The organism is Micromonospora sonchi (assembly GCF_014646235.1).
GTDB lineage: Bacteria > Actinomycetota > Actinomycetes > Mycobacteriales > Micromonosporaceae > Micromonospora > Micromonospora sonchi.
The window spans coordinates 187,943-212,137 of the sequence record NZ_BMNB01000003.1 but is presented as its reverse complement, the minus strand read 5'-3'; the positions used below and the strand labels follow the sequence as shown (position 1 = coordinate 212,137).

Genomic DNA, 24,195 nt, shown 5'->3' with positions numbered 1-24,195 from the left:
CAGAGTCCTCTCTTATGCGGTGAGCGGGCTGGAATGCAGCAGGAAAAACAGGGCGGTGATGTACACCTGCCGGCCGGGTGGGGACTTCACGGACGGGTCCGGGACCGGCGGGGCGACGGCGGCTTCCGGGTCCTGCTCGATGTCCCCACACCGCCTGCCGGGGATCGTGGGGCGTTTGCGGTGCAGGGCGCGGCGGGCACGATCGGCGGCACCGATCACGTCGAGCACAGTCAGCCCGACACACGTGATCTGGGTGCGGGTCCACACCTCGCCGCCGTCACCGGACAGCCGCTGCAACGCCGGGCTGCCGGGGGCGCCCCACACCACGTAGTGCGGGTAGGTGAGTTCGTCGTCGGGCGGCTCAGGCTCGCCGACGTGCACGTCGAAGGCAGTGCCGGCGCGCAGCAGGTCGGCGATGGCCTCAACGTGGTCAACCGACGGCTCGACGGACGGCACCAGCGGGGTAGTCACGGAGACCACCCCCGGACCGTTCAGCTAGTCGAGCGGATCGGCCATGGCGGCCACGGCGGCGGCGAAGTCGGGTGACACGCGGTCGAGAGCCGGACCCATGAACGCGCGGGGAGCCATCCTGGACGTGCCCCACTCCACGAATCGGGCATAATTCGCGGTTGCGGAGATAGTGGCCTCCATCGCGCCGTGCCGGCCGTCACCCGAAAAACTCGGCGGCCCGATACTGCCCTTCAAGTGACCGAAGCGCACGGGCACGAAAAGCTTCGCCCACTCCTCAACCTTGAGCGCGGACCGCCTGACCACCTCGGAACCCTTGGCCCCGACGCGGCCCTTCGCGGTACGCAACCGCAGCTCCACGGTGTTGAGTTCGTCGATGCCCTCAACCCACACCGACACCATGACTACGCCTCCTGCCGGTTGATGGGCTGTTCGATGTCGCAGCCGACCGTCCGCTGCCACGACAAACCGTTGCGGGGCACGTCCACCACCCGCAACCTGGCCCCGACAAGACTCGGATCAGATACCTCGCCGAGCACATCCACCACATCCCGCACCTGCGGCGCCGGAGCGTCGGCGGGCAGCCGCAGCAGATAGCCGCCCAACGCCACCACACGATCGGCTTGCACCGTCGGTGAGCCCCCGTCGTTGGCGCGCAACGCGGCCTGGCCCTGCCACAGCGGCGTCTCCCCGTCGAACGAGGTCACACCGGTCGTCTTGTCGCGGACGCCACCCACAGCGGGACGCGACAGCCGCACCTCCACCGTCATCGACGCCTCAACCGTCGGCCGGTGATGCTCCTCGAAACGGGGATGGATCAGCCGGGAGTTCGGCAACGGCATCAGTCACCACCTGCGGTATGCGGCCTGCGGATCGAAGTCGATGACAGAGATTCCCCACGCGTCGGTGCCGCCGATCAGGTCGTCCTCATCCTGCTGCGCCTGCTCCCGCAACGCGCGCGCCGACGCCCGCAACTCCGCCCCGACTGACGGGCCGTTGGTCGACAAGTCCTGCGTGGAAATGTGCTTGGCAATCAGCACCTCGGAGCGGGCAATCGTCTCCAACGCCAAAGCAGCAGCCCGTTTCACCCCCCGCTCGGCGGCGAGGAACGCCTGTAGCTCGGCGTCGGTGAACAAAGGTGCTGTCTCGTCCACGTCCGTGATCAGCAGCCGCACCATGCCCACATCGGTGGCCGGATCCAACGTGATCGGCGCGGCCGACGGCTCGTGGCTGCGCACCACAAACCGGCCCTCCACCGCATCCACAAACGCGCCGATAGCGGTGAGCCGGTACGAGTAGGCGCCCGCCCCAGCCGGCGTGTACGTGGCGGTGTGCACATGCCCGGCGGAGGTGACGGTCATGGGGGTGGTGGTGCCGTCCGGTGTGGTGACCACACCTGACACGGTCGCCCCGTCAGCCGGCTGGCCGGACGGGTCGAGCAGTGTCCATTCGGCGGCGATCTGCTGCCCAATCCAGTAAGCCCGCACTGTCACGGCAGCCTCACCTCCGACCTGCCTGCCGGTGTGCGGACGGTGCTGGTGGTGCCGTGGCGCAGGGTGCCGCGAGCCCACACCGGCACCGCCACCAGCGGATCGGCCGACAGGCCCGATATCCCGTCCAGGCTCGACGTCGCCGCCGCTGTGACCGCCGGCCCGGCGTCGAGCACACCCACCGCAGTCATGCGGGCCGACACCGCCACCACCCGCGTTGGCGTGGCCGCGAACGCCGACACCGCAGACATGCCCGACTGTCCGGCTACACCCACACCCGCCGCAGCGGACAGGGCGGACACCGCCGGCAGGTCGGCGGCTGCCTCCACCGGCGGCGCACCGACCGTCACCAGCACGTCGATGCCGTACCAGGCGCCGCCGCCGTTACCGGCAGCGAACCCGGCACCGGCCAGAAACCGGCCGTTGTTGAACGGGTCGCCGGGCGGCTCCACGTTGTGCTGGATCGCCGTCAGATCGCCGGCCGCCACCTCGCCTGAGGTGAAGAAGCCGGGGGTGGCCGTGTAGGAGGAGCCGGTGCGGTACTGGGCGCAGTAGTAGACACCCGCTGTCACCGGCACCGGCTCGGTGAACGGCACATCCGTCCACACACCAGACGTCACCGGCGCGGCACCGCTCTCAGCCAGCAGGGCGCCCGTCACATCCGACACCATCCGCCACCCCGACACCACCACCGAACCCGGCGACGGGGACGGCCCCCACACCCGCACACCGGTCCACACACCATCGGCGGCGGTGCGCCAAACCATGCCCAGTTCAAGGGTGGTGCCGTCGTCGTAGGTGGTGGCCGGGCCGGGGCTGCCGGCGAAGATGGACGCCACGGCTAGGTGATGGTCGCGACGATTTGCCCGACCGCGAACTGCACGGCGTCACCGTTCTGGACGGTGCGCTGCGCGGTGAGGGGGCCATGCCAGCAGCGGCGCGGCGGATCCGCCGAGTCGTACACTTCCACACCAACGACCGTCACCGCAGGCATGCCTGCGAAAACCACGGGTGTGCTGTTGGACGCTTCACCTGCCGACGCGGCACCGAACGTGACCGGCTGCCGCTCGTACGAGCCGCCCACCACCTCCGTGCCCGGCGTCACCCCATCACCGGCAGCGGTGATCAGGGCCAGCGTCATCGGCGGCGTCGGCGCCACATGCCCGGCGGTTCCGAGCGACGCGTCGAGCAGCCGGTTCGCCTCGGCTACAGCAAGACTCGCCACCGCAGGTCACTCCTCCCTGTCGATGACGCCCGCATCCACGCACGCGGCGATGATGTCGGCGCGGGACGCATCGGCTGGGTAGCTGACCCCAGCCACGTTGGCGTACGCCTGCCATGCGTCTAGGCCGGACCCCTTGCCGGAGCGCGGCGGGGAAGGCGGCAGCGACGGCGCGGGTTCGGTCACCTTCACCGGTTCGCCGTCGTCGTCTTCGTCGTCTGGCTTGTCCGGATCAGGCTCCGACACCGGAACCGCTTCCCGCTTCGGGCGAGACTCTGGGGCGGGCTCGGACACCGGCACCGGGCGGCCCGGCCCCCCACCGTCCGCCGAAGCGGCGGCAGGAAGCCGAGCGTCCAGCATGTCGGCGATGTCGCCGAGCGTGTCGAGGATCGCCGCCAGCCACGGCCCGTCAGTGCCGAACGGGGTGCCCAAAACTGGGCGGCTCCGTCCCACCGTCAGCTCTTGAGTCCGGTGCTGGCGACCGCCGACTTCGGGTCCATCAGTGTGCCGCCCAGCACCATGCGAACCCGGTACTGGATCGCGTCGTGCTCGAAGTCACCCTCCTCCGGCGCCACCGGCCCGCCGCCGACCCGCATCGCGTTCGGCGACTTCACCCACAGCTCCGGCGTCTCGTGCCCGATGAGGAAACCGAGTTCCATCGCGGGGCGGCCCACGTTCGGGTTCGCGAACACGTACCACGCCGAGTTGCCGCTGGTCGTGTTCACGATCGGCAGCCACGGGTTCACCACCACCTGGACGCGGTTGCGCATCCAGTTCGTGACCCGAAGCTGGTCGTTGGCGGTGCCGTCGCCGCCGCCGGTCGCGGCCAGGATCTCGGTGGCGTTGATGATGTTGTTCGCGGCGACTTCCAGCGCCGGGGGCACCACCAGCGTGACGCCTTCGACGTAGATGGGGCCGCCGTCGCTGTCCTTCTGCTGCCCGAGAACCTGCATGGCGTGCTGAAGCGCACCGATGGTGAGGTCCGGGTTCGCGGTCACCGTCGACCCGACCACCGTCGAGTTGATGATGTTGCGGTTCGCGGTGGAGAAGAACGTGCTGTTGGGGCCGGACGCGTCGGAGAACATCTGCGCCGCGAACTTCTCCTCCGTCCGCCGGGCCGCGTTCCCGAGACGGGTCGGCAGGTCGGTGAGCGCGTCCAGGTCGTCGTTGACCATGGTCTCCCACGAGACGGCGATCTGGTCGCCGTACTTGGCGACCGCGTACTCGTAGTGGCTGTCGGTGACGGCCCGGACCTTGTACGGGGCCAACTCCTTCACCTGGTTGAGGGTGGCCTCGCCGCCGTCCAGGGTGAACCGCTTGACGGTGCGGAAGTCCCGCACCCGGCCCCGCTTCGCGTACGACGGCCACTGCACCGGCCGCGTCTGGTAGGCAGCCAGCAGCTGCCGGTCGATGATGTCGCCGAACAGGTGCGTGAAGTCGCCCCGGGACATGGCCTCCTGGAAGGCGAGGGCGGCCCGCCGGTCGCCCTCGATCATGCCCCGGTACCGGCGGGTGAGGTCGAGCAGCCGCCGCTGATAGTCGCGGGACTCCTGGCGGCGCTGACGGCGGTTGCCGGACAGGAGGACGCCGTCGCCGCCGAAGATGGCGGAGGTGGCGGCGTTCTCGGTGCCGGCGTGGTAGGTATCGAGCTGGCCCAGCGTGGCGGTGCCAGCGTCGAGCAGAGCGGTAGACATGATGCGCTGGTCTCCTCAGTAGCCGACGCGAACAGGGATGGTGGCGGTCGCTCCCGAGGACACGCCGGCCATGGCAATGCCGAAGTAGACGCCGTTGGTGGAGTCCACGTTCAGCGGCGGGGTTTGCCCGGCCTCGTAGTACACCTTCGCTCCGGCGGTGATCGCCGCGTTGCCGCCGGACCCTTCGCCCTTGACCGGCAGGTCGAACACGCCGTTGAGCGCGCAGGTGGTGACACCGTTGGTGTCCTCGGTGGTGAGGGCGACGCCGGGAAGCTGCCCGAACAGCACCGGGTCACCGGACTGCGGGGTGGCGGGGGAGGTGCAGACGAGCGGCAGGGACTCGGTCCACATGTGCACGGTGTTCTTCGCCATGATCAGGCACGTCCCTTCGCGGCGATCTTCGCGGCCTCAGAGGTGAGCCCGAGCGTGTTGGTGAAGAAGTCGTCCAGCTCGGCAGAGAACCCTTCATCCTGCTGGGTGGCTTCGTCGGCGCGCTGGCCGAGGCCGTACGGCTGGCCGACACCGGCAGCCTCCAGCGCCTCCGCCCGCGCCTGCCGCACATAGGCGGCCTCGTCGGCAGCCACCTGGCCGATGCGCTCGCCGAGCACGGTCGTGTCGACGGCGCCCTCAGCGGTGGTGGGGATGCTGTCGAGGATCCGCGACTGGACACGCGGCCCGATCTGCGCGGCCACGTCGGCGTACTCGGGGGCACGCAGCGCGGCGGCGACAGCCTCCGACGCGGCGGACCGGTTCCGCAGCGCCGCGTTCTCCGCCTGCTGGGCGGTCAGCGCCTGCTGCACGGTGGCGAGCTGCTGCGTGACCGGGGCCAGGGCCTCGGTGAGCGCAGCGGACACGAGCGCCTGCACGTCCACACGCGGCTGCGCCGACTCGGCGGCCGGGGCGGGCGGGGTGGTGGCGGTGTCGGCGACCGGTGCCGTCCCCGCCTCAACCGGCGCACTGCCGGTCGTGGTACCCGACATGTCGGGCCCTCCTTCATCTGGTGGGTTGGGTGCGGTCGGCGGGGTGCCGTCCGACACGTCATCGGTGGTGGTGTTGCCGTCCGGCGGCGTCTCGGCCTCCGGGGCGGTGGATGGGGGCGGGGAATCGGCCGGGCCGGTGTCGGGGGCCGTCTCCTGCGCCTGCGCGGTCGACGGCTCGGGCGGGTCATCCCAGCGGGTCCGCTGAAAGAGTTGCGGCGCGTCCTGCTCGACGCGCGCCACCCACGCCTGCAATGCGTCACCGACGGCAGCCGACAAGGCGATGCGTTCCTCGCGGGTGAGCCGGCCGTTGCCGTACATGTTGTCGGCGAGTTCGGTCAACGCCAGATGTAGCCGCGATTCCAGCCACGCGCCGACGTTCTCGGCTTCCTCCGTCGGCACCTGGTTGCCGACGGATTCGAGCACCGAGATGATGCCGCCGCCCGCTGCTGGCTTCGTCACGAAATCGACTGACCTTCCCGATTCGATGCGTTCCACGACGAAGCATTCGCGGCCCTCGTACTCGCCACGGTCTCCGACCACCCACGCGCGGATCGACATGCCGATGTGCTCGGCCATGCTCGTCAACGTTTCCCGCCACGGGTGGAACAGTTGAACCTCAGCCACCAGCGACTGGGTTTCTTCGTCCCAGCGGGCGTCTTCGGTGAGCGCGCCGGCCAGGTTTTTGATCGACCCGGAGGGGCGGGCGGCGTCCTCTTCGTCGGTGGCGTGGTCAACGAACGTGAGGCAGCCTCGCGCCCATGCCCGGTTTTCGGCGGCGGCGCGGAGCACGTGGGCGGGGTAGGCGTTGCCGTTGAGTGAGACACCGGCGCGGATGAGACGGACGAGCATACGGCCGGTGGAAGTGACGGTGGCGCCGCCGACGGTGGCCTCTTGCACGCTGGTCTGCGCGGGCTGTCCGGCGTCGGTTTCGCCTGCGCCGACGTTGCGCTTGTCTCCGGGCCAAACTCCCGTAGCAATTTTGTGTAGCTTCGCGCAATATGCGGCGGGATCGCGGACCTTGCCTGTTAGCGCCCTTACGCACCGGCCATGATCACCGGGTGTATTCCAGCGGATCTTGACGGTCCCACCCTGCCCCGTCGTCCAGTACCTCAGACCACGCGCGGCGATCGTGTCGGCCTCGGTGACAGGTTCCTCATCGTCATCCGCGTCACCGACCGAATCCGGCTCGGCGGCCGGCGGCGCGTCGACCTCCGGCATCACCGGGGAAGTCGACTCCGCCGCACCCTCGGCTTCCGTTGCTGGCTCGTCCAGCGCAGCCGGCGCAGACTCGGCCACCGCGCGCCGGAACGCCTCATCGGAGAACCCGCGCACACGAACTGCGGTCACGGTTCGCCTCCCATCGTTAGCGCCTCTGGTCGGCGATCCGTTCAAGGTCAGACACCGGGCGGGGTGTGTAGCTATCTCGCCATGCGGTGTTGGTACGAAGCTGCGGGATGTCGTCCCACCCGATGCGGCCCGAGCGAAGCAACGCGAGGCGGCGGGCTCCCATCACCTGCCGCTGCTGGGCGGGAGTGAGGGCGTCCCACGCGGCTTGCCGGTCGGGGATGGCGTCGGAGGGCTCGTCGATGTTGATGCCGAGTTCCCGCCACGGCCGGACGTGTGGTGCCCTCCCACACCTGCCTTGTTGGTGGTCGAGAGGGCCAGCGGAGCCGAGTGGCCACACCGTGCCGTGGAGCGCCCAGCAGCTACTACAGGTGCGGGCGGCGCCTTTGCCGTTGACTGTCGCCAGCCAGATCCAGCCGCCGAGCACGTCGGCGTTGGCTTCGTGCGCGTACCGGGAAGCGACACGGTACGCGTCCAGGGTCTCCGTGCGAGCGATCACGGCGGCCCGCTGGCTGCCACCCTCGAACGCGCCTTGCACCGCCGCGACTGCCCGCCGTGCTGTTTCGATCGGGTTCGCGCCTACCTTCACGCCGCGCACCAGCTCGCGGCGGATCGCCGCAGCAGCGTCGGCGCCGAGCGGCCGGGACTGGGCGGTGATGGCCTGCCCCACCCGGATGCGGATCACGTCCAGGGCGGACGGCAGGATCCGCTGCGCTGCCCGGCGTTGCAGATCGTTGCGGTACGCGGCTGGCACCTGCGACGCAATGATGCGCGGCTCGCCGTCTGCGGTGGCCGCTATCGCCAGCCCGGCAGCAGCGGTGACAGTGGCGATGGTCGCAGCAGTCAGCGCGTCCAGTTCGGCGGTGGTGGCGTCGAGCGCGGCGGGCACCTGTTCGATGCGGCCGATCTCGACTGGTGTCGGCCAGCGTCCGTGCTGTGCTGCCCACGCCACCAGCACATCGACGGCTTCGCGCCAGGTGGGTGCGATGCGCCGCCACGCGTGCGTCCACTGCTCGGCGAGGTCACGTACGGCGTCGTCTGCGTACCCGCCCACGGCGGTTCGCATCGCCCGTAGGAGTTGGAGGGTGCGGGAGGTGACAGCCACCCGTCACCCCCGAACCCAGACATGGTGTTGGGGTGGCCGATCCGCCCGACCACCCCAACACGACTTCGCGGTCAGATGCCGCCGCGCTCCCGGTCCGCCACCGAACCCGGCGCCGGCTTGCCCTTCTGGCCCTTCACCGGGGCCGGCTCCCGCGTCGGGGCCTTGTACCCGTCACCCACGCCGTCGGCGGCGGTGCGGATCTCGCCCAGCAGCTCCGTCAGCCGGTCCACGTGCCTGCGCTGCTCGTCCGACAGGTCACCGTCCCGCAGCGCCTGCACCTCGCTGTCGGCCAGGTCGACGGCCTGAATGGTGGAGGTGTGCGAGCCGTCGATGGCGTCACGGACACCCGTGTAGCGGCGGTTCAGGTCGTCCAGTTCGTCACTCAGCTTGCCCATGACCACTTCCTTTGGGGTTGGTCCGCGCACATGGCGCTGCGCGGGTGGCGCTCCCCAGCAGCGGAGGTTATGCCCGCCTGCGTCGCCGGCTATTCCTCGGCAGGTCGGGCAGATTCAACGCAAGCTGCTCGACCACCGGCTCGTCATCGTCAGTGTTCGGCTCGTCCGGCTCGTCGGGCACCATCGGCCCCGGCCCGGTAGCAGCCGGATCACCGCCACGGCGTTGCGCGGCGGCAGGCGAGCCGAGCGGCGGCGTGTTCGGCCAGATGAAGTTGCCGTCCGCGTCGACCATCTGCTCGATCAGCTTGTCGACGTTCCGCACACCCAACGCGGTGAGCAGCTGACGCGCCACCACCTCGGGCGGAAGCGTCTGCGTCGAGCTGGCTTCCACGACCGCCGTCACAAGCTTCGCCATGTCCACGTCGTCCAGACGCGGCCACGTGATGTCAATCGTCGGATCCGTGTCCCCGTCCAGGGCGACAACCTGCTGACCCCAGTCGTCCACCGTCACACTGCCCGACAGGCGGCCCTTCGGCGCCAGCACCGACGCGGCGATCACATAGCGGAGCACCCGGTGCAGCACGGCAGCCCACAGATCACGCCGCTGCGTCATGGCCCGCTCAGTCGGATCATCCAACGTTTCGGCGGTCGCACGTGCACCGGTGATGCCGGGATCGCCGAGCAGCATCGTCACCGGGATGCCGAGCGCCGCAGCCACCATCGCGGCGAGGGGGCGGCCGGAGTCGGAGTCGAGCGTCGCGCCCGACTTCGACACGGCTTCCAACTGCACGTCGGGCGGCAACACAGCCGTCGCACCGGCGTGGTTGACCTCACCTGATGCTGGATCCCGTGACGGCGGCGACGCGAGCCGGGTACGAACTGCGGCGTTCCGGCCGCCGGGCGCACTGGCCTTCCACGCGTACCGGGACAGGCTGCGCATCAAACGCGCCCAGTCTTCCAAGAACTCTTTGTACGCCTTCGCCCAGTCCACCGCCGGATACGTGTCGGGGATGCCACGCTGCCAGCCCAACGGCTGGTTGACGGGCATGTGCAGCACCGGCGCCGCCCAATCCACCCGCCTGCCCGCATAGGTGGCGGGCTTCGAGGTGGGCCGGTAGTCGATGGCCGGATACAACTGCTCGCGCGTCTCCCGCACCGCGTTGCCTCGGGCATCCCGGCCGACATGCGTCCACCGCCGCCGGTAGTACCACGGGGTGTCGGCGTCCTCCGGATCGCAGATGATCTCGGCGATTTCGTCGGCCGGAAGAATCCGCGTCTGCACCCGCCCGGTCGCCGGCCGCGTGAACAGTGCGAAGAACACCTCGCCGTCGCAGCCGAGCCCGTACCGCTCCAACTGGTCCCGCGCCCCGGCACCCGTCAACGTCCGCTGATTGCTCGGATCATCCAGGAACGCTCGAATGACAGCCTGCACATCCTGCTGACCGTCCTGCCGGCCATTCGCGCGGGCGGTGATCTCCACACCCTGACCCCACACATACGAGCTGCGCAGGTTCAACGCGGAGCGGAACAGGGGAGACTTGATGGCGTACAGGCGGCAGATCGCCCGCATCTGCACCATCGCCTCAGGCGAAAACTCGTGCTCACCGGAGGCGGTCAGGCGAATCCAACCCGGCTCGTACAGTGCCCGTTGCAGGTCGGCGACGGTTTCCTGCAAGAGTTCGTTCTGGTTGGCTTCCTGCTCCAACCGGGTGACCAGCTTCTCCACCTCGGCATGCAGGTCCACCTCGCGGGACGGGGCAACCTCGGCGACAGCAGCATCAGACACCGGCCACCCCCGATCGGTCACACCAGCGAGATGCTGAAATCGGCGTCGTCGGCGTCCTCGTACACGTCTTCCGTCAACGGCGGCGAGGGCGCCCCCGTCAGGATCAGCGCATCCGCCCGGTCCGGCGACGGCAGGCCGCGCTTACGCATCTCGTCCTTCGACTCGATCTGCACCTGCCCGCGCGCTGTGTACCGGTACTTGATCGCCCCCAACTGTGCGGCAAGCTCGTCATCGTCCGGATCGAGGTCGATATCCCCGTCCTCGAACAACTGGCGGATTGCCCACGACCACTCGGCTCGCGCGTTAGCGAACGCATCCCGGTCATTCGCGGCGGCACCAGCCTGCATGTCGATTACGTCGTGGCCGGCTTCCACAAGCTGGTCGACAACGCCGCCGCCGACACCGACACCGTCTACCCGCGTCTCGTTCACGCCATGCTCGGCGATGGCGCGGACGGCGCAACCGGTTGTCTCGGTGGTGGACTGCTTCGAGTAGTCCCCGATGATCCGCGCGACCGGACCGCGCCGCAAACACAAGATGGTGCGGTCGGATCCGAACCGGGCCACGTCCACGCCGAGAATCGACCGGGGGCCAGGCTCACACGCGCGTTCCTGCGCGGCGCGGATCCACGACGGCGGGATCAGCACGTCCTCGCCGATGTCGGGGAACTCGCCGAGCACCTTGGAAGTGAACCTGGGTGACTCGACACCCCACCGGCGAATCTTGTCCGCCACCCAGCCGGCGTCAAGCATCAGCGGACGCAGACCGTCGGGCACAAACTCGGTCGACGGACCGAGGTCCAACTTGTCGAACAGTTCCGCTAGGCCGGGTTCTGCGGCGATCCGCTCGGCCGTCATGTTCGGCGTTTCGAGGCCGGAGATGCGGATGACGTTCCACCCGGATCCGGGCTTGCACACCTGATGGAACTCGGTGGCCGGATCGTCGGGGTTGCCGACGGCGAGGATGCGGCAGTCCGCGTTGGTGGTGATCGCCTCCACGGCGGTCCACAACTGGGCAGGGATGCCGCACGCCTCATCCAAGATGACCAGCACGTAGCGGCGGTGAATGCCCTGAAACCCGTGCTCGTCCGTGTCGGCCGGCTTGCGTCCGAAGCCGATCAGGGTTCCGTCGTCAAGCTTCCACTCATCCGACTGCAACACCCGGCCCGGTAGCGGCTCGCCACGGCTCGCGGCCTTCTTCGCGGCGGCGCGGATCTCTTCCCACAGGATCGCGTGCACCTGCTTGTAGGTGGGCGCCGTGGAGACAACGAATGCCTCACCGGGCGGGTGGGTGTCGAGCCACCACGCGGCTATCCGGGAGGCAATCCAGCTGTTGTGCGTCGGAATGAAGTGTTCTGTTGCGAGGTACAGCGCGCTCGGCGACGACACCTGGATGCACTTCGTCGGCACCGAGTCAACCGGCTCAACGCTGGCAATGGTTCGGATCGTCCGGCGGCTGACGTTGTCCGCTACCCACGCCGCACGCTTGCGCGCGAGGTGGAACGGGTTGAACGGTGACCGCCACATCAGCCGATACCGGGTGCCGGCGTCCGCGCCGTTGCACGTGGCCCTGCCCGGGTTGACATGCACGATGCACCCGAGCGACCGCACCAACTCGGCAAGGTCGTTAGCAAGACGCTCCGAGCAAAAGTCCGCACCGACGCTGTTGCGGCTGTTGAAGCCGTCGGTGTCCATGATCCCGCGTAGCAGTTCGATCCGCTGTTCAAGCGATGCCCGAAGGTAGACCATCGGGATGTGCTTGTTCCCGAGCACACCCAAGTCGCGGAGCCGATGCCGAAGCAGCGGCCGATCGGGAACCTCACCAGCCATCGACCAGTTGATCCGGCTCGCGGTCTTGCGCACGTTTTCGCCGAGCGCGGCGATCCGGTCAACGATCTCCCGGTCAGGTTCGTCGCACGCGATCTCTGGTTGGATCGATGTGCCGTCGCCAAGCCAGGCGCCGAGGACATACGGGTGGACTGGAAGATTAACCTCGGGGAGATCGAGTGGCCGGCAGACCGGTATAGCGTGGCGAAGTTGGCCGATGCCGGTTCGGAGTGTCGCCGCGATCTCCGGGGTTGACATGGTCTTGGCGAGAGTCCAGTGCTCGCGCCAGTCGGACGGGGCTGCCAGGCCGCGTTGCCGCCGCCGTTCCCTCAGCGCGTGGCGCTCGTCTAGGCGGATCGTGGACCACAGGTGCCCGGCGTCGGTGACGATCTCCTCGCCGTTGGAAAACCGAACCCGGTAGCAGGGTTCGTTCCAGACGGGCGTGACCGCCTCAACCTTGCAGGGCTGCCCATTCTCGTCCAGCAGTTCGTCGCCGGGCTGAACCTCGCCCATCGTCGTCCAGCCGGTTGGGGTGGGAAGGGGCGTATCGAGTGGCAGCCCTTTCCCGGCATTGTGGCAACTCTTGACAGCCGTACGCCGGTTATCCCTGACAGATTCGGCGATCTCCCGTTGCTTGCTCCACAAGAACTCGCCGAGCCGGTTTTGGCACCAGCCGACAGGGTCGTGGAGGTAGGGGGAGACGGGCGTCGGCTCGAACAGTCGGGCTGCGGCTTCCCAGGGAGAAAGGCTGGTGCTGTAGAGGCTGGTCACGCGCACCTCCTGCGGTTGCGCGCGACGGCGCCTCTCGCGCAGGGGCGGGGCGGTGCAGCCCGACCTGTGGTCGCGGGCATAACATTGGCCATGTCGACTCCTACCAGTCGGCCATGCCCCGGGGGTGTTCCCGCACCCGCCGGGGTCCTATTTCGTTGTACCTCGATCTTACCCTGCGGTGGCTACTGCTCGAAGTCTGAATGGCACCACCGTTGCGGCCTTCGTCTGCTGCTCGGGCGACAGGTCCAGGTCCCCGAGGATGGCTTTGATGACTCCGGCGAGCATCGCCCCCTGCTGCTCGGCCAGCCGCACACGCCGTTCTTCCAGCCCGGCCCCGATGGCCTTCTCGCACACCTTCACGAGGTGGGCTCTCTCGGCCCTCCACAGTTGAACCCAGACGTTGACCTCAGCCGCATGCTTCGTGTCGACGCCGGGGAACTCGCCGGCCTGCTTGTCGACTTCTTCGGTCTTGCCCCACACCACCTGATCGGGGGTGAGCGCCTGCACCTGCTCGTGAAGCCATGCGACAGCCCCGGCGGTGCGGTGCACCTCTTCGAGCAGGGCGTCGCGGGGGTCGATCTCACGCGGCAGGCCGAACGTCTTCACCGCTTGTTCGGCAAGCGCTTTCTGTCCAGCCACCTTGTGGGACTTGGTGGATCCGCCGTGCATCTTGCACCGGCCTGTACCGGGGTGATCGGTGCCCCAGCCTGCGGGGCGGGTGCACAACTTGCCAGCGCCCTCGCCGCGCCGCTTGCCGCCGCATTTGGGTTTGCCACGTTCGGCGGGCTGGTCTGCTGTTGCCATGACCAATCACCCGCCTTCCCAGTTACACGGTGATGAGGATGCGGGTTTGCCGGCCAGGGTTACGCGGGTTCAGCTTCGTGTCTCTGGCGGCGTCGAGCACGTCACCGAGCAGGTATTCGAGATGGCCGCGTCGCCGCTTGTTGGGCCGGGTGGTCAACGTTCGGCGTTGTCCGTCGGGGGTGACCCAGCCGCGTTCTTGCCAGTGGTTGAAGGTGGTGGTGGTGACACCAACTGCGGCTGCGGCTACCCGTCGGGGCACGTAGGCGTCGCGGTTCACGGCAGCACCCCTTGGGGAGTGGGCGAAGCCCCCGGCCGCTGGGGCTCGGGGGCTTCGTCGGGTTTTGGGGACACTGCTGTCCTCGCGCGCATGCTCCCACAGGAGTTCGATCTTTGGCAAGTGGTGGGGTTATGTGCGGGCTGCGGCGGCTTGTTCGTGCACGATCTCGGCCATCTGATCACCCGTGTACATGCGCCCGCAGTTGCCGCATTCGGCGTAGTCGTCGCCGGGCGCCTGCTGGATGGTGGAGATTTCGTGGCAGTGGGGGCAGTCGACGCCGAGCCAGTGGCGGGGTCGGGGGTCGGTTTCGCCCAACGCTGCGCGGAGGGTGCCGCGTAGTTGGTGGAGTTCGGCGGCGGTGTCGGCGATGCCCGGGTGGCCGGTGCATGCCTCATCCACGCGGTTGCCGGCGTATTCGGGGGTGTGGCCTGCGCGCAGCCACATGACGAGTTCGGGGACGGTCGGCGGCGGTAGGTGGTGGCCGGGCCACAGGGTGTCGCGCCAGTCGCGTACCACTTCGTCTAGGCGGGTGGCGACGGACAGGTTCCCGATCTGGTCCCAGGGGTGCTTGCGGGCTTGGGGGGTGGGGTTGGGGATGCGGGCCTCGTTGGTGAGGTCGATGTGGTCCAGGTTGGCGGGCGTGGACTTGGAGGGGGTGCCGGACACGTGGGGCTGGTCGGGTTTGGAGGGGATGGGGCCGGAGCCGCCGATCGTGGCGAGCGGGTCGGCCCACACGGTTTCTGCCCGGCCTTGGGTGTCGAGGCGTTGGTAGCGGCGCCGGCCTGCTTCGGCGGGTTCGGGGTTGGCGAGCCGTTCGTGCAGGTCGTGGAGTTCGCCGATCAACCGGCTGAGCCGCAGCCGGCAGCCTTCGCAGACAGGCCAGCGGTCGGGTGTGCGCGGGTCAAGGTTGGAGCGAAACGTCGGGCACAACGTGCATTCGTTGTCGGTGGTGTCGTGCATGATGTGGTCCCCCCGGTGGCGTTAGTCTGGCGGGGTGACCACGCGGCGGCTGCGTGGGATGCTGGTGGGTGGCGGTCCGGACCTGGGGAGGGAATCGGGCCGCCACCGTCTATGCAGACACGGTTTGGCCTCGCCACGCCGCCGCGATGTCGTGCCAGGTGAGCGGGGTTTCCGTGCCGAACGCCGCCGCTGCGAGGTTGTCGGGGCTGATGCGCAACAGCCACGCCGTCTCAGCTTTGCGGCGTAGCCCGGCCACGGCCTGCTCCCACCGCTCGGCCGGGGTGAGGGCAATCCACGACTGCTCGGCGGCGTCGAAGCCGTCAGGGTCTTCGTCCTGGTCGGGCAGGCTGTCGGGCCATGCGGCGATGTCTTTGTTGGGGAACCAGTCGCACACCGAGTAGGACATGACGATGGGGCCGCTGTCCGTCGAGCGGGCCAACTCTGCAACCTCAGCCCAGCCGTTGGGGTGGCCGGCGCGCTGCCGGTAGCAGGACATGCCCTGCCGAAGGACGCCAGCCTGTACGGCGGCGTCGATCTGGTCGGCGAACCAGGCTCGGTCTTCGCCCTCGATGAACGCGTGGACTTCGCAGTGCGCGGAGATGTGGGCCGCCAATTGGACGGCGGGCGTTCCGTGGGTGATGACCGTGTTGAGGTCGATGCTGAGTGTGCGTTCGGCTGTTGGGCCGCCGGGCAGGATGGCGTGAAGCTGGCCGTCGTCTACGGCGATGGCGGTGTCGGACCACTGGTCGAAGTCGTCGCCGTCGAGGATGTCAGTGCGCCAATTGACGGCTTTGCGCAGCAGCGACGGCCGTTCGGGGCTGTCATGCCCGAACAGGTTGCGCCGGTGTTGGGCGGCGGTGTCGCGTACGAGGATGTCGACGTGGGCGCGTTCGGCGCCGGAGATATAGCCGGTCTGCTCGACCGTGTGGAAGGCGATGTAGCTCACCGGCGGCTCCATATCTGTCCGTCAGGCGGTTTCGGGATATCCAGGGAGACGGCCCACGCGACCCGGCGTAGCTCGGCTGCGGTGGCTGCGGCGGCTAGGCGGGCAACCTGTTCGGCTCTCGGTTGGCGTACGCGCCAGCGAGGTTTGCCGTCTACGTCAACCACGGCGCAGCAGATGCGGCCGGTGAGCCGCTGTCCGCAGAGCGTGATGGTGCCGGCGTTGGGCTTACGTTGTTCGCTGTGCCGGTGGGTGAGCCGGTGCCAAAAGGCCGTCGGGCTGGGTAGCGCCGGCCAGGTCACTGCGGCCCCCATTCGGCGCGGTAACCGGGCTCGGCGGCGAACGGCGCGGCGAGCAGGCGAACAACGTCCCGATACGCCTCGGTGTAACCGTCGTGCCACCCCGGCCCGCTGTCGACGACTAGCCCGAGGATGTTCCGCTTGGCGGCGATGTCCGTACGTATGCGTTGCGGCCACCCGCATGAGCATGCGTCGAGGCTGACCGCGTACAACATGCCTGACGAGTCCACGGCGGGGCAGCTCGCGGCGTGCACCTCGGGTGCCTGCTGTTCGATGCGGTCGAGTACCCCGACAAGCCAGGTCACCAGTTCGTGGGTCACTGCTGCCCCCACATCTCCTGATAGCCGGGGCGGTCGGCGTACAGCGTGATGAGATCCTGTACGTCCGGGCAAGGCCACGACTGGCCGTGGCAGTGGTTGCAGACCAGAACATCCCAATGTGGTGCGGTGCGCACCCGGCAGTCACCCATGGCGTGCGGGGTGTGGCGGCCGAGAACACGCCGCTTGGCCCCCGCCTCGGCGACATCCCGGCTACGCTGCGCCGCGTTCGGCGGAAGCCGCCAGGCAGCCGTATTCCACCGATCGTCATCGCCTTCAGTGTTCAACGCTTCGGCGCGCAGCTCGGCGTCAGGACGTGTCCAGTGATGGCTGTCCACCTCCGCTGGCTCATAGTTTCCATACACAACAGTCCACAAGACGTGGTCGGCGTTCGCTGCCTGTTCGTCGTCGTCTATCTGGGCGTGAAGCCAAGCCAGCCGTTCGTCGGTCATGAGGTTAGCCCTTTCTGCTCGGTGCGAATCACCCGCTTCTCCAACTTGCGCACGTAGGCTGCGAGCACCTTGCGCGCCTTCCGGTCTGCACGTTCGGCTCCGAACACATACCAGCCGTTTCCGTTCGGCGCCCACCGGCTGGCGCCGTGCCGGACGTACACCAGATACCACCATCGACCAAGCCGCTCGACTACCGCTTCGGGCTCGGTCACTTGCTTCCCCGCTTTCGGAGTGCGTCCACGATCACGTTCCTCTTGGCCCGGACACGGGCGGCGAGCCCGTCGATGGTGCGCGCCTCCGGATGTGCTGCCGCCCGTGCGACCCGGATGGCGTTGTCACGCTCCAACATGACCAGCCGCAAAGTCTCCCGCCCGTTGGTGATGAACGCTTGGCAGGCGGCTGCCCGCTCTACCGGATCGGCGACCCGCCGTAGCGCGGCGATGGTGGCGTTTTCGCTGGCAGGCACCCTTTGATCATACGTGAGTCGTGTGGCATATAGTGCGGGCCGGCTCATTGTTGACCATTGCCACCCGCTGTCTCTATGTCGTTTCCGTTCGGACATTCCGTCTGCCAGTCGAGCAGCGTCGGCCCTTCCTGCGGCGCGGCCTTCGGCATGCGCGGCTGCGGTGGTGGGGTGAGGCCGTGGTCACGTGCGCAACTGCTGCCGAGCCCACCAACCAGCGGCCCTTTCGGCACCGGCCGGTGGCATGCCCGACACCAGCGGGGCGGCAGGCCAGGACTCGGCAGCAGCGGCAACGTCATCCGACTTCCCGCCTCCTAGGCGCCTGCTCCGCCTCGCTGATGCGCGGGTACAGGACGTTCAGGTACTCCCACAGGTACACGCCGAACCACTGCGCCGTGCAGTCGTACCCCTTGCCGCCGATCGACTTGTTGGGCAGCCAGCCGCGTTCGATCTGCCGCAGCCAGTAGACGCAGCGGGCCGACAACTCGGGTGGCGGTTCAGCCCAGTACGTGTAGTGGTCGGGGACGCGTGGTGGTTTCGGCGTTTCGAGTTCTACCCACGGGCCGCCGCCGCTGCCGGTCTTGCCTTGGCGGGTCACAGTCACGGGCGATCCTTGACGGGCGGTTGGCTGCGGTCGTGACGGTCGACGACCTTCCCCAACACCTCGCTGGCTTCCACCACGTCGCTGGTCTGGCCGGGCTGGTACAGGAGCGCGTTGAGCAGCACACGAGCCGCCGACACAACCTCAGCCAGAGACGGGCCGCCGGTCACGGCTTCACCTCGGCGGGCTCGTCCCCGTAGTCGATGTGCGGCATGCCGGCGAGCACCATCGCCCCGCAGTAGCCGCAGTGAAACTGCCCGATCGGCTCACTGGCGCGTAGCTGCGGCTCCCAAGGCCACGGGCACCTCTCGCCTTCCTCGTTGAGCGGTGCGGTGATGGTCAGATCCTTGGACAAGTCCAGTTTTGTGGCGTCGGCGGGTGCGATGTCCTGCCAGCGGCGCAACGTAGTGTCGGTCACGGCTTGCCTCCAAAGATCCGCCGCAGCAGCGCCACCAAAGCCCCCACCAGCGTCCGCCGGTAGGTGGCCTGGATGGCGTCCGGGGACACCGCGTAGAACTCGCCCAGCACACCACGCACCACCCGATGCCCGACCGGCACCGGGAACCACTCGTGCTCTTGGTCGTTCCACACGCTTGCGGTCGGGGTGGCGTCGTCTAGCCAGAAGCGGTGGTCACCAACCCACGCCCGGATCTGCTGGGCGCGGGCGGGGGTGCCGTCCCACAACATCGTGTCGACGGTGGTCGGGCGGCGGCGGAAACGCTCCACCGGCGGCATGGTTGTGGCGGTCACTCGGTCACCTCCCGGCCGTCGGCGCCAATCCAGGATCCGCGCCACACCTGCCGGGACACCACCGTCGCCGACTGCACCTGCGGCGCCAGACGGGCGTGGGTCGCATAGTGTTCGGCGGACTGCCGGTCGGTGTACGGGTCGTCGGCGTGCCGCAGGCTGGTCCGGCCGTCGCGGGTGGTGACCTGCACCGCCCACTCAGTGTGGGCGTTCTCGCCGGTGGTGGCTGCCAGCCCGGGGATGGCAGCCAGGAGAATCATGGCGATGTAGTCCTGCTCGAACCCCAGCGGGATGAGGCGCCCGGTTTCGGGGTGCCGGATGGCGTCCCATCCGGCTTGGATGGCGCTGCGGGCGTTGTCGTCGCCGACCAGGTCGGCGAGCTGCCGGGCGGGCATGGTCGTGTCGGTCATCGGTTCCCCCAAAAGTCGTTGAGCGCGGCAGAGGTCATGCCAGCGAGGTCGGTGTCGGTGGCGTCGTAGTCGGGATGACCCTTCGGCAACGGATGCTCGTCGGCGGTGTGGGTCGCGCCGGGCATGCGGCACCAGTCGCAGCCGAGGCGGATCAGCTCGCCGTCGTCGCCGGTGATCCACACGACCCGGTCGGGTGTGAGGTCGGCGAGGTTGCTGTGGATGATGTGCCGTCCGGTCTGGCGGCATTCGACTACGGCCCCCGCTGTGGTGCCTTCGGTGGATGCGTAGCGGGACGGGCAGTTGGTCGTGTCGGGCATGGCGTCTCCTCAGGTCAGACGGTGGCGGGGGTGAAGTCGGCCGGGTCCAGGTCGGGGTCGATGTGGCCCGGGTTGATGCCCCGCTTCACCAGCACCTCAGCAAGCCACTCCTCCCACTCCCCGTTCAGGGCGCCGGCCTCTGGGGTGAGATCCCAGATGAGGTTGGGTGCGTCGCCACTGTCGTCCAGGGCGGCAGTGGCGGCGGTGGCCGAGTTGGCGAGCACCGCCAGGTAGCCGATGTCGGGCCGCGAGCCGGGCTGCGGGTTGCGGGGCAGGTCGCTGGTTTCGGCCCGCAGTGCGGCGTACGCGGCCAGGGCGAGGGCCGCGTAGTGGCGGATCCATGCGGTGCGGGTGGCGTCGTTTTCGACGGCAGGAATGGGGGCGATCTTGTTGGCCTGGTTGATCAGGTCGATGGGGGTCATGGTCGTCTCCTCAGGCTGGGTGGTCGGGTTGATTCCGTGTGTCGGGCAGTCGGCTTGGGTGACGCGCACCGGGCCGCCGAGCGCGGCCACAAGCACACACCGCCCGCAGTCGTCGTACCGGTCCCACGGGGCCAGCCCGGCAGGCTCGTTTTCGATGCGGGCACCAAACAGGAACCGGTCGCGCAAGTCGTTGACGTCGCAGCGGTAGCGGTGGCCGGCGTAACGGTTGAAGAAACCCGCATCGACCTGGCCGAACGCGAGCCGCTGCACGTCGCAGTCTCCGCCAGCTTGGCCGGGGCATCCGTCGGGGTGTCCGATGGACCAGTCGCCGGTGTCGTCGAACGCGATCTCGTGGGACCAGTTGGGGCCGGTGGTGCCGGCTGCCGCAGTGTCAGGGGCGGCTCCGGCCCGCCGCCACCCGTCGGCAACTAGCGCGTCCAGCACGGCACGGGCCTCGGCGCGGGCCATCGGCGCGTCCTGGTCGGGGACGGCATCCATCGCGGCCACGCTGTCGTAGCCCCAGGATCGGGCGATCGCGGCGACGGCGATCGCCACGTCGGCGTCGGTGTACAACTTGTCGCTCATCTGCTTGCCTCCATCCAGTCCGTGTCCACCCCCAGCGCCGCCAGCACCTCCACCGGCGGCACCACATCCCCCCGCTCCCACAACGCCACCCGCCCGGGTGGCACCTGCAACAGACCGGCCACCTGCGCCTGCGACAGCCGCTGCCCGATCCGCCACTCGCGCAGCAGCGCCGGACGCGCGCCGGGCGGCAGCAGCGACAGATGCCGTTCGGTTTTGGGCCGGGCCGGCGGCGGTCCGTCGTGCACGACCGCGAGGCGACGCGGATGCCGGTACACGCGGCACCCCAGATCGGGGTCCGCCCACCACGGGGCACGCAGGCCACTGCTCGCAGGCGCGGTCACGCCGCCTCCCCGACCGGCTCGGGCCGCAACGGCAACACCACAACCTGCGCGAGCCGCCGCCAATACTCGACATTCGTCTCAATCACCTGCACCTCACCGACCATCCCCACCTGGGCGCGGGCCGCGTTCTCGTGCCGGGCGCACACATACCGGGTCATGCCGTCACCGGGATGCCCCGCCGACACTTCCCAGCGGGCGACAGCACCCGTCGCCAGGCCGCAGTAGTCACACTCCACCGGGCAGCCCCTCGCGCATGTCGCCGCCGCGCTCACCGCAGATAGGGCGGCAGAAGCAGCGCCCGACCGGCCCTTCCTCAGCGACCCGAGCCGCAATAGCACGCCGGTGCGCGTCGGCCGACTCTCGCGCGGCCCGCCGATTCTGCTCACGCACCTGCTCATCGGTGAGCGTCGCCCCGTCCAGGTCGCCGCCGAATTCTCGCTCAACGTTGGCCAGGTCCTCCGGCCGCATCCGGCCCAGGATCACCTGCCGGTCGAACCAGCCCCGATTCCACTCGTCCTCGGTGAGAACATCCTCCGGCCAGATCCGATCCGGATCCGCTAGCGCCCGCTGCCAGTAGTCGCGCCACTCTTCGCGGGTCATCTGCGGCGGCGGCTGATCGCCGGCCCGCCCGTACCGCTCGGCGTCGTCGTAGGTCACGGCACGTACCCCGGCTCACCGGGCAGGCTGCCGTACGGTGCGTCTTCCAGCGATGGGCAGCGGCACGCCTCACGCCGGCAGCGGCGGCAGCGGTGCAGCTCGTCCGGTTCGAGCCGACGCGGCTCCGGCGCTCCGGCGTCCGTCGCGGCGCCGGTCGGCGACTCGTCCATCCCCGTCACGCCGACCGCTCCGGGGCGGGCAGAGCGCGAAGCTCGCGGCGGCCGGCAACCATCGGGGTGCCGGCGGGGCCGATCCGCTGCCACGTCCAGTCCCACGACGCGCTCCACGACGTAAACCAATGCCGGCCGCATCGGGCGTGGTGGTAGAACGCCACCAGGGTGTCCCCCTGCGTCATCGTCGCGTGTGGCACCACAGTGCCGGTGAACCCCGACATCAGGCAGGTTTCGCAGCCGTCACTGAACGGTGGCCACTTGTCCATGTGCTCGCGGGCGATCTCAAACGACACAGTCACCTTGACCCCACCTCCTCCGGCAGGGCCATCGACATGAACCGGTTCAAGTGCAGCTGCGCCGCCACCTCCACCGTCCCGCGAGCCCCACCACGGTTCTTTTCCACGATCAGATCGGCTTCGCCGACACGCTTCGTCTTGTCGAACTGCTCCTCGCGGTGCACGAAAATCACCACGTCGGCGTGCGCCTCGATACCGCCCGACTCCTTCAAGTCCGTCAGGATCGGCCGCTTGTCGGCGCGCTGCGCGTAGTTGCGGTTCATCTGCGCCAACAGCACCACCGGCAAATCCAGTTCACCGGCCAGGTTCTTCGCCGACCGGGCAATCTCATCGATCTGCTGGTTGCGGGGCGCCGACGACGTCGACTCGATCAACCCCAGGTAGTCGATGACCACCAACTCAAGGTCATGCTGCTGCTTCAACCGGCGGGCGCGGACCCTGATGTCGGCCATCGTCAAACCCTTGCTGTCATCGATCCACAGCGGCGCGTCTTCGGTGTCGCCGCACATGCGGGCAATCGCCGTCCAGTCGTCCAAGTCGAGGGTGCCTTCGGTGACCTTGTCCGACGGCACCTGCGCGGCAGCGCAGATCAGCCGGTTGAACAACTCCTGCTCGGTCATTTCCAGCGAGAACACGCCGGTAGCCCGACGGTGCTTGAACGCCGCCGAGCGGACGAAGTCACCCGCACCCAGGGTGGTTTTACCGCCGCCGGGGATACCCGCAATGATGATCAGCTTTTGTCGTTGCAGGCCGTGGATCAGCCGATCCAAGTCGGAGATGCCTGTCGGGATACCGGGCGGACCCGCACCCTCCTCCGAGATGCGTTCGATCTCGTCCAGGGCAGGGCGGATGATGTCCCGCCACCGCTTCGGCCCACCCTCACCGGCCGCCCGCTGCGCCAGATCGGTGACCATGACGCGGGTGCGTTCCAGCAGTTCGGCGGGGCTGGTGGCCTCGCCGGACCGGATCGCCGTGCGGATCTGCGCCAACCCCGCATCCAGGTCACGCAGCACCGCCTTGTCGGCGACCGTCCGCGCAAAGTGGGTGGCCTCACCGACGGTGGCGGTCAACGGCACCGCCGCCAGCAACTCCCGCAGGTAGTCGACACCGCCCGGCAGCCGGCCCAACAGTTCCTTGTCAGCCAGATGCCCGGCGACACTAACCGGGTCGGTTTTGCGGCCCTTCTCCCGCAGTTCGGTGATCGTCTCGAACAGGATCGGGTGGCACGGCTTGTGGAACGACCGCGCCGACACGATCGCCTCAACTTCGGCGACAAGCAGCGGGTCGTGCAGCATCGACCCCAACACCACCTGCTCGGCGCCGTGGTCGTAGAACACGGTCACCGGCGGCGCGGGCCGCTCCTCCACGTCGGTCACTGGTCGACCCCACGCCTGCGGTCGGTGCCCTTCAACCCGATCTGCATGCTGGTTGACAGGCGAGACACCACCCGCTCATCCACCACGTCACGAAGCGTTTGGGCGTCCAGGTTGGTGGTGGCGATGGTGGGTAGCTGGTTGGCCCACCGGGTGTCGATCAGCCGGTACAGGGTGTCCTCGGTCCAGTCGGATGATTTGCCGGCCCCCAGGTCATCGAAGACGAGCAGATCCACGGTCTGAAAGTCGGCCAACGCGCGCAGGTGCTGGTCGTCGGGCTGCGGTCGCATGGCGGCGTTGAAGTCGGGGTGGCTGGTCACCGTGTAGGTCATGCGGCGGCAGCGGCGGGCCGACTCCAACACCACCCGCCGCAGGGCACCGAACGCGGCGTGGGACTTGCCGGTGCCGACGGGGCCGAGCAGCAGCAGCCCGGGACAGTCGGCCGGGTTGGCGAGATACCTGCGCACCCATTCGCGTACCTGCGGCAGGTCGGCGTCCGCCTTGCGGAAGCGGGGCGGCAGCAGCATCGCCAACGTTGCTTCGGCCTGCTCGGTGAGGTGGTCGGCGAGGTTGAACGCGGGCCGTGGGGGCACGGTGGTCGGGTCGATGCCGTGTCGTGCCATGACTTCGCGGGCGAGGTCGCCGAGGTCGTTGTTGCGGATGTCCACTGGCCCTCC

36 protein-coding genes are annotated in these 24,195 nt (G+C 68.8%); all 36 read right to left on the bottom strand.

Annotation, left to right across the window (positions count from 1 at the left end; all coding sequences use genetic code 11):
• Positions 1 to 12: 12 nt before the first annotated feature.
• A complete protein-coding gene (locus tag IEY61_RS04965; RefSeq protein WP_189041038.1) occupies positions 13 to 471 on the bottom strand; it encodes a hypothetical protein in 459 nt (152 codons plus the stop codon).
• Positions 472 to 495: 24 nt separating this feature from the next.
• On the bottom strand, positions 496 to 870 hold the full coding sequence (locus IEY61_RS04960; RefSeq protein ID WP_189041037.1) for an HK97-gp10 family putative phage morphogenesis protein: 375 nt from the start codon (positions 868 to 870) through the stop codon (positions 496 to 498).
• A 2-nt stretch (positions 871 to 872) separates the two neighbouring features.
• Positions 873 to 1,310 carry a DUF6093 family protein gene (locus tag IEY61_RS04955; RefSeq protein WP_189041036.1) on the bottom strand — a complete coding sequence of 146 codons (438 nt, stop codon included), beginning with the start codon at positions 1,308 to 1,310 and terminating at the stop codon, positions 873 to 875.
• A gap of 3 nt (positions 1,311 to 1,313) precedes the next feature.
• On the bottom strand, positions 1,314 to 1,862 hold the full coding sequence (locus IEY61_RS04950; RefSeq protein WP_189041035.1) for a hypothetical protein: 549 nt from the start codon (positions 1,860 to 1,862) through the stop codon (positions 1,314 to 1,316).
• A 95-nt stretch (positions 1,863 to 1,957) separates the two neighbouring features.
• Positions 1,958 to 2,797, bottom strand: a complete 840-nt coding sequence (locus tag IEY61_RS04945) for a DUF4082 domain-containing protein (protein WP_189041034.1) — start codon at positions 2,795 to 2,797, stop codon at positions 1,958 to 1,960.
• A 2-nt stretch (positions 2,798 to 2,799) separates the two neighbouring features.
• Positions 2,800 to 3,183, bottom strand: coding sequence for a phage tail fiber protein (locus tag IEY61_RS04940; protein ID WP_229705688.1), 384 nt, complete (start codon positions 3,181 to 3,183; stop codon positions 2,800 to 2,802).
• 6 nt (positions 3,184 to 3,189) lie between these two features.
• Positions 3,190 to 3,612: a hypothetical protein gene (locus tag IEY61_RS04935; protein ID WP_189041032.1), complete on the bottom strand. Its 423-nt coding sequence runs from the start codon at positions 3,610 to 3,612 to the stop codon at positions 3,190 to 3,192.
• 23 nt (positions 3,613 to 3,635) lie between these two features.
• The gene (locus IEY61_RS04930) at positions 3,636 to 4,874 is read right to left on the bottom strand and encodes a phage major capsid protein (RefSeq protein WP_189041031.1); all 1,239 of its coding nucleotides are present in this window, start codon (positions 4,872 to 4,874) and stop codon (positions 3,636 to 3,638) included.
• Positions 4,875 to 4,889: 15 nt separating this feature from the next.
• Entirely contained in the window at positions 4,890 to 5,246 is a 357-nt protein-coding gene (locus IEY61_RS04925; RefSeq protein ID WP_189041030.1) for a DUF2190 family protein, read from the bottom strand.
• Positions 5,247 to 5,248: 2 nt separating this feature from the next.
• Positions 5,249 to 7,201 (bottom strand): RodZ family helix-turn-helix domain-containing protein, encoded by a 1,953-nt coding sequence (locus IEY61_RS04920; RefSeq protein ID WP_229705687.1) that lies wholly within the window; start codon positions 7,199 to 7,201, stop codon positions 5,249 to 5,251.
• A 16-nt stretch (positions 7,202 to 7,217) separates the two neighbouring features.
• Positions 7,218 to 8,303 carry a putative phage head morphogenesis protein gene (locus tag IEY61_RS04915; protein WP_189041028.1) on the bottom strand — a complete coding sequence of 362 codons (1,086 nt, stop codon included), beginning with the start codon at positions 8,301 to 8,303 and terminating at the stop codon, positions 7,218 to 7,220.
• A gap of 71 nt (positions 8,304 to 8,374) precedes the next feature.
• Positions 8,375 to 8,698, bottom strand: a complete 324-nt coding sequence (locus IEY61_RS04910; RefSeq protein ID WP_189041027.1) for a hypothetical protein — start codon at positions 8,696 to 8,698, stop codon at positions 8,375 to 8,377.
• 67 nt (positions 8,699 to 8,765) lie between these two features.
• Positions 8,766 to 10,442 (bottom strand): hypothetical protein, encoded by a 1,677-nt coding sequence (locus tag IEY61_RS04905; RefSeq protein ID WP_189041026.1) that lies wholly within the window; start codon positions 10,440 to 10,442, stop codon positions 8,766 to 8,768.
• A gap of 59 nt (positions 10,443 to 10,501) precedes the next feature.
• Positions 10,502 to 13,081: a hypothetical protein gene (locus IEY61_RS04900; RefSeq protein ID WP_189041025.1), complete on the bottom strand. Its 2,580-nt coding sequence runs from the start codon at positions 13,079 to 13,081 to the stop codon at positions 10,502 to 10,504.
• Positions 13,082 to 13,249: 168 nt separating this feature from the next.
• The gene (locus tag IEY61_RS04895) at positions 13,250 to 13,885 is read right to left on the bottom strand and encodes a hypothetical protein (protein WP_189041024.1); all 636 of its coding nucleotides are present in this window, start codon (positions 13,883 to 13,885) and stop codon (positions 13,250 to 13,252) included.
• 22 nt (positions 13,886 to 13,907) lie between these two features.
• Positions 13,908 to 14,162, bottom strand: coding sequence for a hypothetical protein (locus IEY61_RS04890; RefSeq protein ID WP_189041023.1), 255 nt, complete (start codon positions 14,160 to 14,162; stop codon positions 13,908 to 13,910).
• 129 nt (positions 14,163 to 14,291) lie between these two features.
• Positions 14,292 to 15,122 carry a hypothetical protein gene (locus IEY61_RS04885; RefSeq protein WP_189041022.1) on the bottom strand — a complete coding sequence of 277 codons (831 nt, stop codon included), beginning with the start codon at positions 15,120 to 15,122 and terminating at the stop codon, positions 14,292 to 14,294.
• 109 nt (positions 15,123 to 15,231) lie between these two features.
• Positions 15,232 to 16,068 carry a hypothetical protein gene (locus IEY61_RS04880; protein WP_189041021.1) on the bottom strand — a complete coding sequence of 279 codons (837 nt, stop codon included), beginning with the start codon at positions 16,066 to 16,068 and terminating at the stop codon, positions 15,232 to 15,234.
• 295 nt (positions 16,069 to 16,363) lie between these two features.
• The gene (locus IEY61_RS04875) at positions 16,364 to 16,684 is read right to left on the bottom strand and encodes a DUF6221 family protein (protein ID WP_189041020.1); all 321 of its coding nucleotides are present in this window, start codon (positions 16,682 to 16,684) and stop codon (positions 16,364 to 16,366) included.
• A complete protein-coding gene (locus IEY61_RS04870) occupies positions 16,681 to 17,133 on the bottom strand; it encodes a DUF6221 family protein (protein WP_189041019.1) in 453 nt (150 codons plus the stop codon). The genes IEY61_RS04875 and IEY61_RS04870 overlap by 4 nt, the downstream gene beginning before the upstream one ends.
• Complete coding sequence (locus IEY61_RS04865) at positions 17,130 to 17,345, bottom strand: hypothetical protein (RefSeq protein ID WP_189041018.1); 216 nt, start codon at positions 17,343 to 17,345, stop codon at positions 17,130 to 17,132. The genes IEY61_RS04870 and IEY61_RS04865 overlap by 4 nt, the downstream gene beginning before the upstream one ends.
• Positions 17,342 to 17,599 carry a hypothetical protein gene (locus IEY61_RS04860; protein WP_189041017.1) on the bottom strand — a complete coding sequence of 86 codons (258 nt, stop codon included), beginning with the start codon at positions 17,597 to 17,599 and terminating at the stop codon, positions 17,342 to 17,344. The genes IEY61_RS04865 and IEY61_RS04860 overlap by 4 nt, the downstream gene beginning before the upstream one ends.
• Positions 17,600 to 17,891: 292 nt before the next feature.
• The gene (locus tag IEY61_RS04855; protein WP_189041016.1) at positions 17,892 to 18,200 is read right to left on the bottom strand and encodes a hypothetical protein; all 309 of its coding nucleotides are present in this window, start codon (positions 18,198 to 18,200) and stop codon (positions 17,892 to 17,894) included.
• A complete protein-coding gene (locus IEY61_RS04850) occupies positions 18,197 to 18,367 on the bottom strand; it encodes a hypothetical protein (protein ID WP_189041015.1) in 171 nt (56 codons plus the stop codon). The genes IEY61_RS04855 and IEY61_RS04850 overlap by 4 nt, the downstream gene beginning before the upstream one ends.
• On the bottom strand, positions 18,364 to 18,615 hold the full coding sequence (locus IEY61_RS04845; protein WP_189041014.1) for a hypothetical protein: 252 nt from the start codon (positions 18,613 to 18,615) through the stop codon (positions 18,364 to 18,366). The genes IEY61_RS04850 and IEY61_RS04845 overlap by 4 nt, the downstream gene beginning before the upstream one ends.
• Positions 18,612 to 18,947, bottom strand: a complete 336-nt coding sequence (locus IEY61_RS04840; RefSeq protein WP_189041013.1) for a hypothetical protein — start codon at positions 18,945 to 18,947, stop codon at positions 18,612 to 18,614. The genes IEY61_RS04845 and IEY61_RS04840 overlap by 4 nt, the downstream gene beginning before the upstream one ends.
• On the bottom strand, positions 18,944 to 19,354 hold the full coding sequence (locus IEY61_RS04835) for a hypothetical protein (protein WP_189041012.1): 411 nt from the start codon (positions 19,352 to 19,354) through the stop codon (positions 18,944 to 18,946). Before IEY61_RS04835 ends, IEY61_RS04840 begins: the two co-directional genes overlap by 4 nt.
• Positions 19,351 to 19,671: a hypothetical protein gene (locus IEY61_RS04830; protein ID WP_189041239.1), complete on the bottom strand. Its 321-nt coding sequence runs from the start codon at positions 19,669 to 19,671 to the stop codon at positions 19,351 to 19,353. Before IEY61_RS04830 ends, IEY61_RS04835 begins: the two co-directional genes overlap by 4 nt.
• A gap of 14 nt (positions 19,672 to 19,685) precedes the next feature.
• Complete coding sequence (locus tag IEY61_RS04825; protein ID WP_189041011.1) at positions 19,686 to 20,678, bottom strand: hypothetical protein; 993 nt, start codon at positions 20,676 to 20,678, stop codon at positions 19,686 to 19,688.
• On the bottom strand, positions 20,675 to 21,019 hold the full coding sequence (locus IEY61_RS04820; protein ID WP_189041010.1) for a helix-turn-helix domain-containing protein: 345 nt from the start codon (positions 21,017 to 21,019) through the stop codon (positions 20,675 to 20,677). The genes IEY61_RS04825 and IEY61_RS04820 overlap by 4 nt, the downstream gene beginning before the upstream one ends.
• Complete coding sequence (locus IEY61_RS04815; protein WP_189041009.1) at positions 21,016 to 21,177, bottom strand: hypothetical protein; 162 nt, start codon at positions 21,175 to 21,177, stop codon at positions 21,016 to 21,018. Before IEY61_RS04815 ends, IEY61_RS04820 begins: the two co-directional genes overlap by 4 nt.
• Positions 21,178 to 21,244: 67 nt before the next feature.
• Positions 21,245 to 21,676: a hypothetical protein gene (locus IEY61_RS04810; protein WP_189041008.1), complete on the bottom strand. Its 432-nt coding sequence runs from the start codon at positions 21,674 to 21,676 to the stop codon at positions 21,245 to 21,247.
• Positions 21,673 to 21,855 (bottom strand): hypothetical protein, encoded by a 183-nt coding sequence (locus tag IEY61_RS04805; protein WP_189041007.1) that lies wholly within the window; start codon positions 21,853 to 21,855, stop codon positions 21,673 to 21,675. Before IEY61_RS04805 ends, IEY61_RS04810 begins: the two co-directional genes overlap by 4 nt.
• Positions 21,852 to 22,148, bottom strand: a complete 297-nt coding sequence (locus IEY61_RS04800; protein ID WP_189041006.1) for a hypothetical protein — start codon at positions 22,146 to 22,148, stop codon at positions 21,852 to 21,854. The genes IEY61_RS04805 and IEY61_RS04800 overlap by 4 nt, the downstream gene beginning before the upstream one ends.
• Positions 22,145 to 23,521 carry a replicative DNA helicase gene (locus IEY61_RS04795; protein WP_189041005.1) on the bottom strand — a complete coding sequence of 459 codons (1,377 nt, stop codon included), beginning with the start codon at positions 23,519 to 23,521 and terminating at the stop codon, positions 22,145 to 22,147. Before IEY61_RS04795 ends, IEY61_RS04800 begins: the two co-directional genes overlap by 4 nt.
• Positions 23,518 to 24,186 carry an ATP-binding protein gene (locus tag IEY61_RS04790; protein ID WP_189041004.1) on the bottom strand — a complete coding sequence of 223 codons (669 nt, stop codon included), beginning with the start codon at positions 24,184 to 24,186 and terminating at the stop codon, positions 23,518 to 23,520. Before IEY61_RS04790 ends, IEY61_RS04795 begins: the two co-directional genes overlap by 4 nt.
• Between the last annotated feature and the right edge of the window lie 9 nt (positions 24,187 to 24,195).

What these genes read in the sequence shown, in the direction of transcription:
- IEY61_RS04960 (WP_189041037.1), bottom strand. Translation starts at nt 870, where the DNA reads ATGGTGTCGGTGTGGGTTGAGGGCATCGACGAACTCAACACCGTGGAG.
- IEY61_RS04955 (WP_189041036.1), bottom strand. Translation starts at nt 1,310, where the DNA reads ATGCCGTTGCCGAACTCCCGGCTGATCCATCCCCGTTTCGAGGAGCAT.
- IEY61_RS04930 (WP_189041031.1), bottom strand. Translation starts at nt 4,874, where the DNA reads ATGTCTACCGCTCTGCTCGACGCTGGCACCGCCACGCTGGGCCAGCTC.
- IEY61_RS04925 (WP_189041030.1), bottom strand. Translation starts at nt 5,246, where the DNA reads ATGGCGAAGAACACCGTGCACATGTGGACCGAGTCCCTGCCGCTCGTC.
- IEY61_RS04910 (WP_189041027.1), bottom strand. Translation starts at nt 8,698, where the DNA reads ATGGGCAAGCTGAGTGACGAACTGGACGACCTGAACCGCCGCTACACG.
- IEY61_RS04895 (WP_189041024.1), bottom strand. Translation starts at nt 13,885, where the DNA reads ATGGCAACAGCAGACCAGCCCGCCGAACGTGGCAAACCCAAATGCGGC.
- IEY61_RS04885 (WP_189041022.1), bottom strand. Translation starts at nt 15,122, where the DNA reads ATGCACGACACCACCGACAACGAATGCACGTTGTGCCCGACGTTTCGC.
- IEY61_RS04870 (WP_189041019.1), bottom strand. Translation starts at nt 17,133, where the DNA reads ATGACCGACGAACGGCTGGCTTGGCTTCACGCCCAGATAGACGACGAC.
- IEY61_RS04835 (WP_189041012.1), bottom strand. Translation starts at nt 19,354, where the DNA reads ATGACCGACACGACCATGCCCGCCCGGCAGCTCGCCGACCTGGTCGGC.
- IEY61_RS04830 (WP_189041239.1), bottom strand. Translation starts at nt 19,671, where the DNA reads ATGCCCGACACGACCAACTGCCCGTCCCGCTACGCATCCACCGAAGGC.
- IEY61_RS04825 (WP_189041011.1), bottom strand. Translation starts at nt 20,678, where the DNA reads ATGAGCGACAAGTTGTACACCGACGCCGACGTGGCGATCGCCGTCGCC.
- IEY61_RS04815 (WP_189041009.1), bottom strand. Translation starts at nt 21,177, where the DNA reads ATGACCCGGTATGTGTGCGCCCGGCACGAGAACGCGGCCCGCGCCCAG.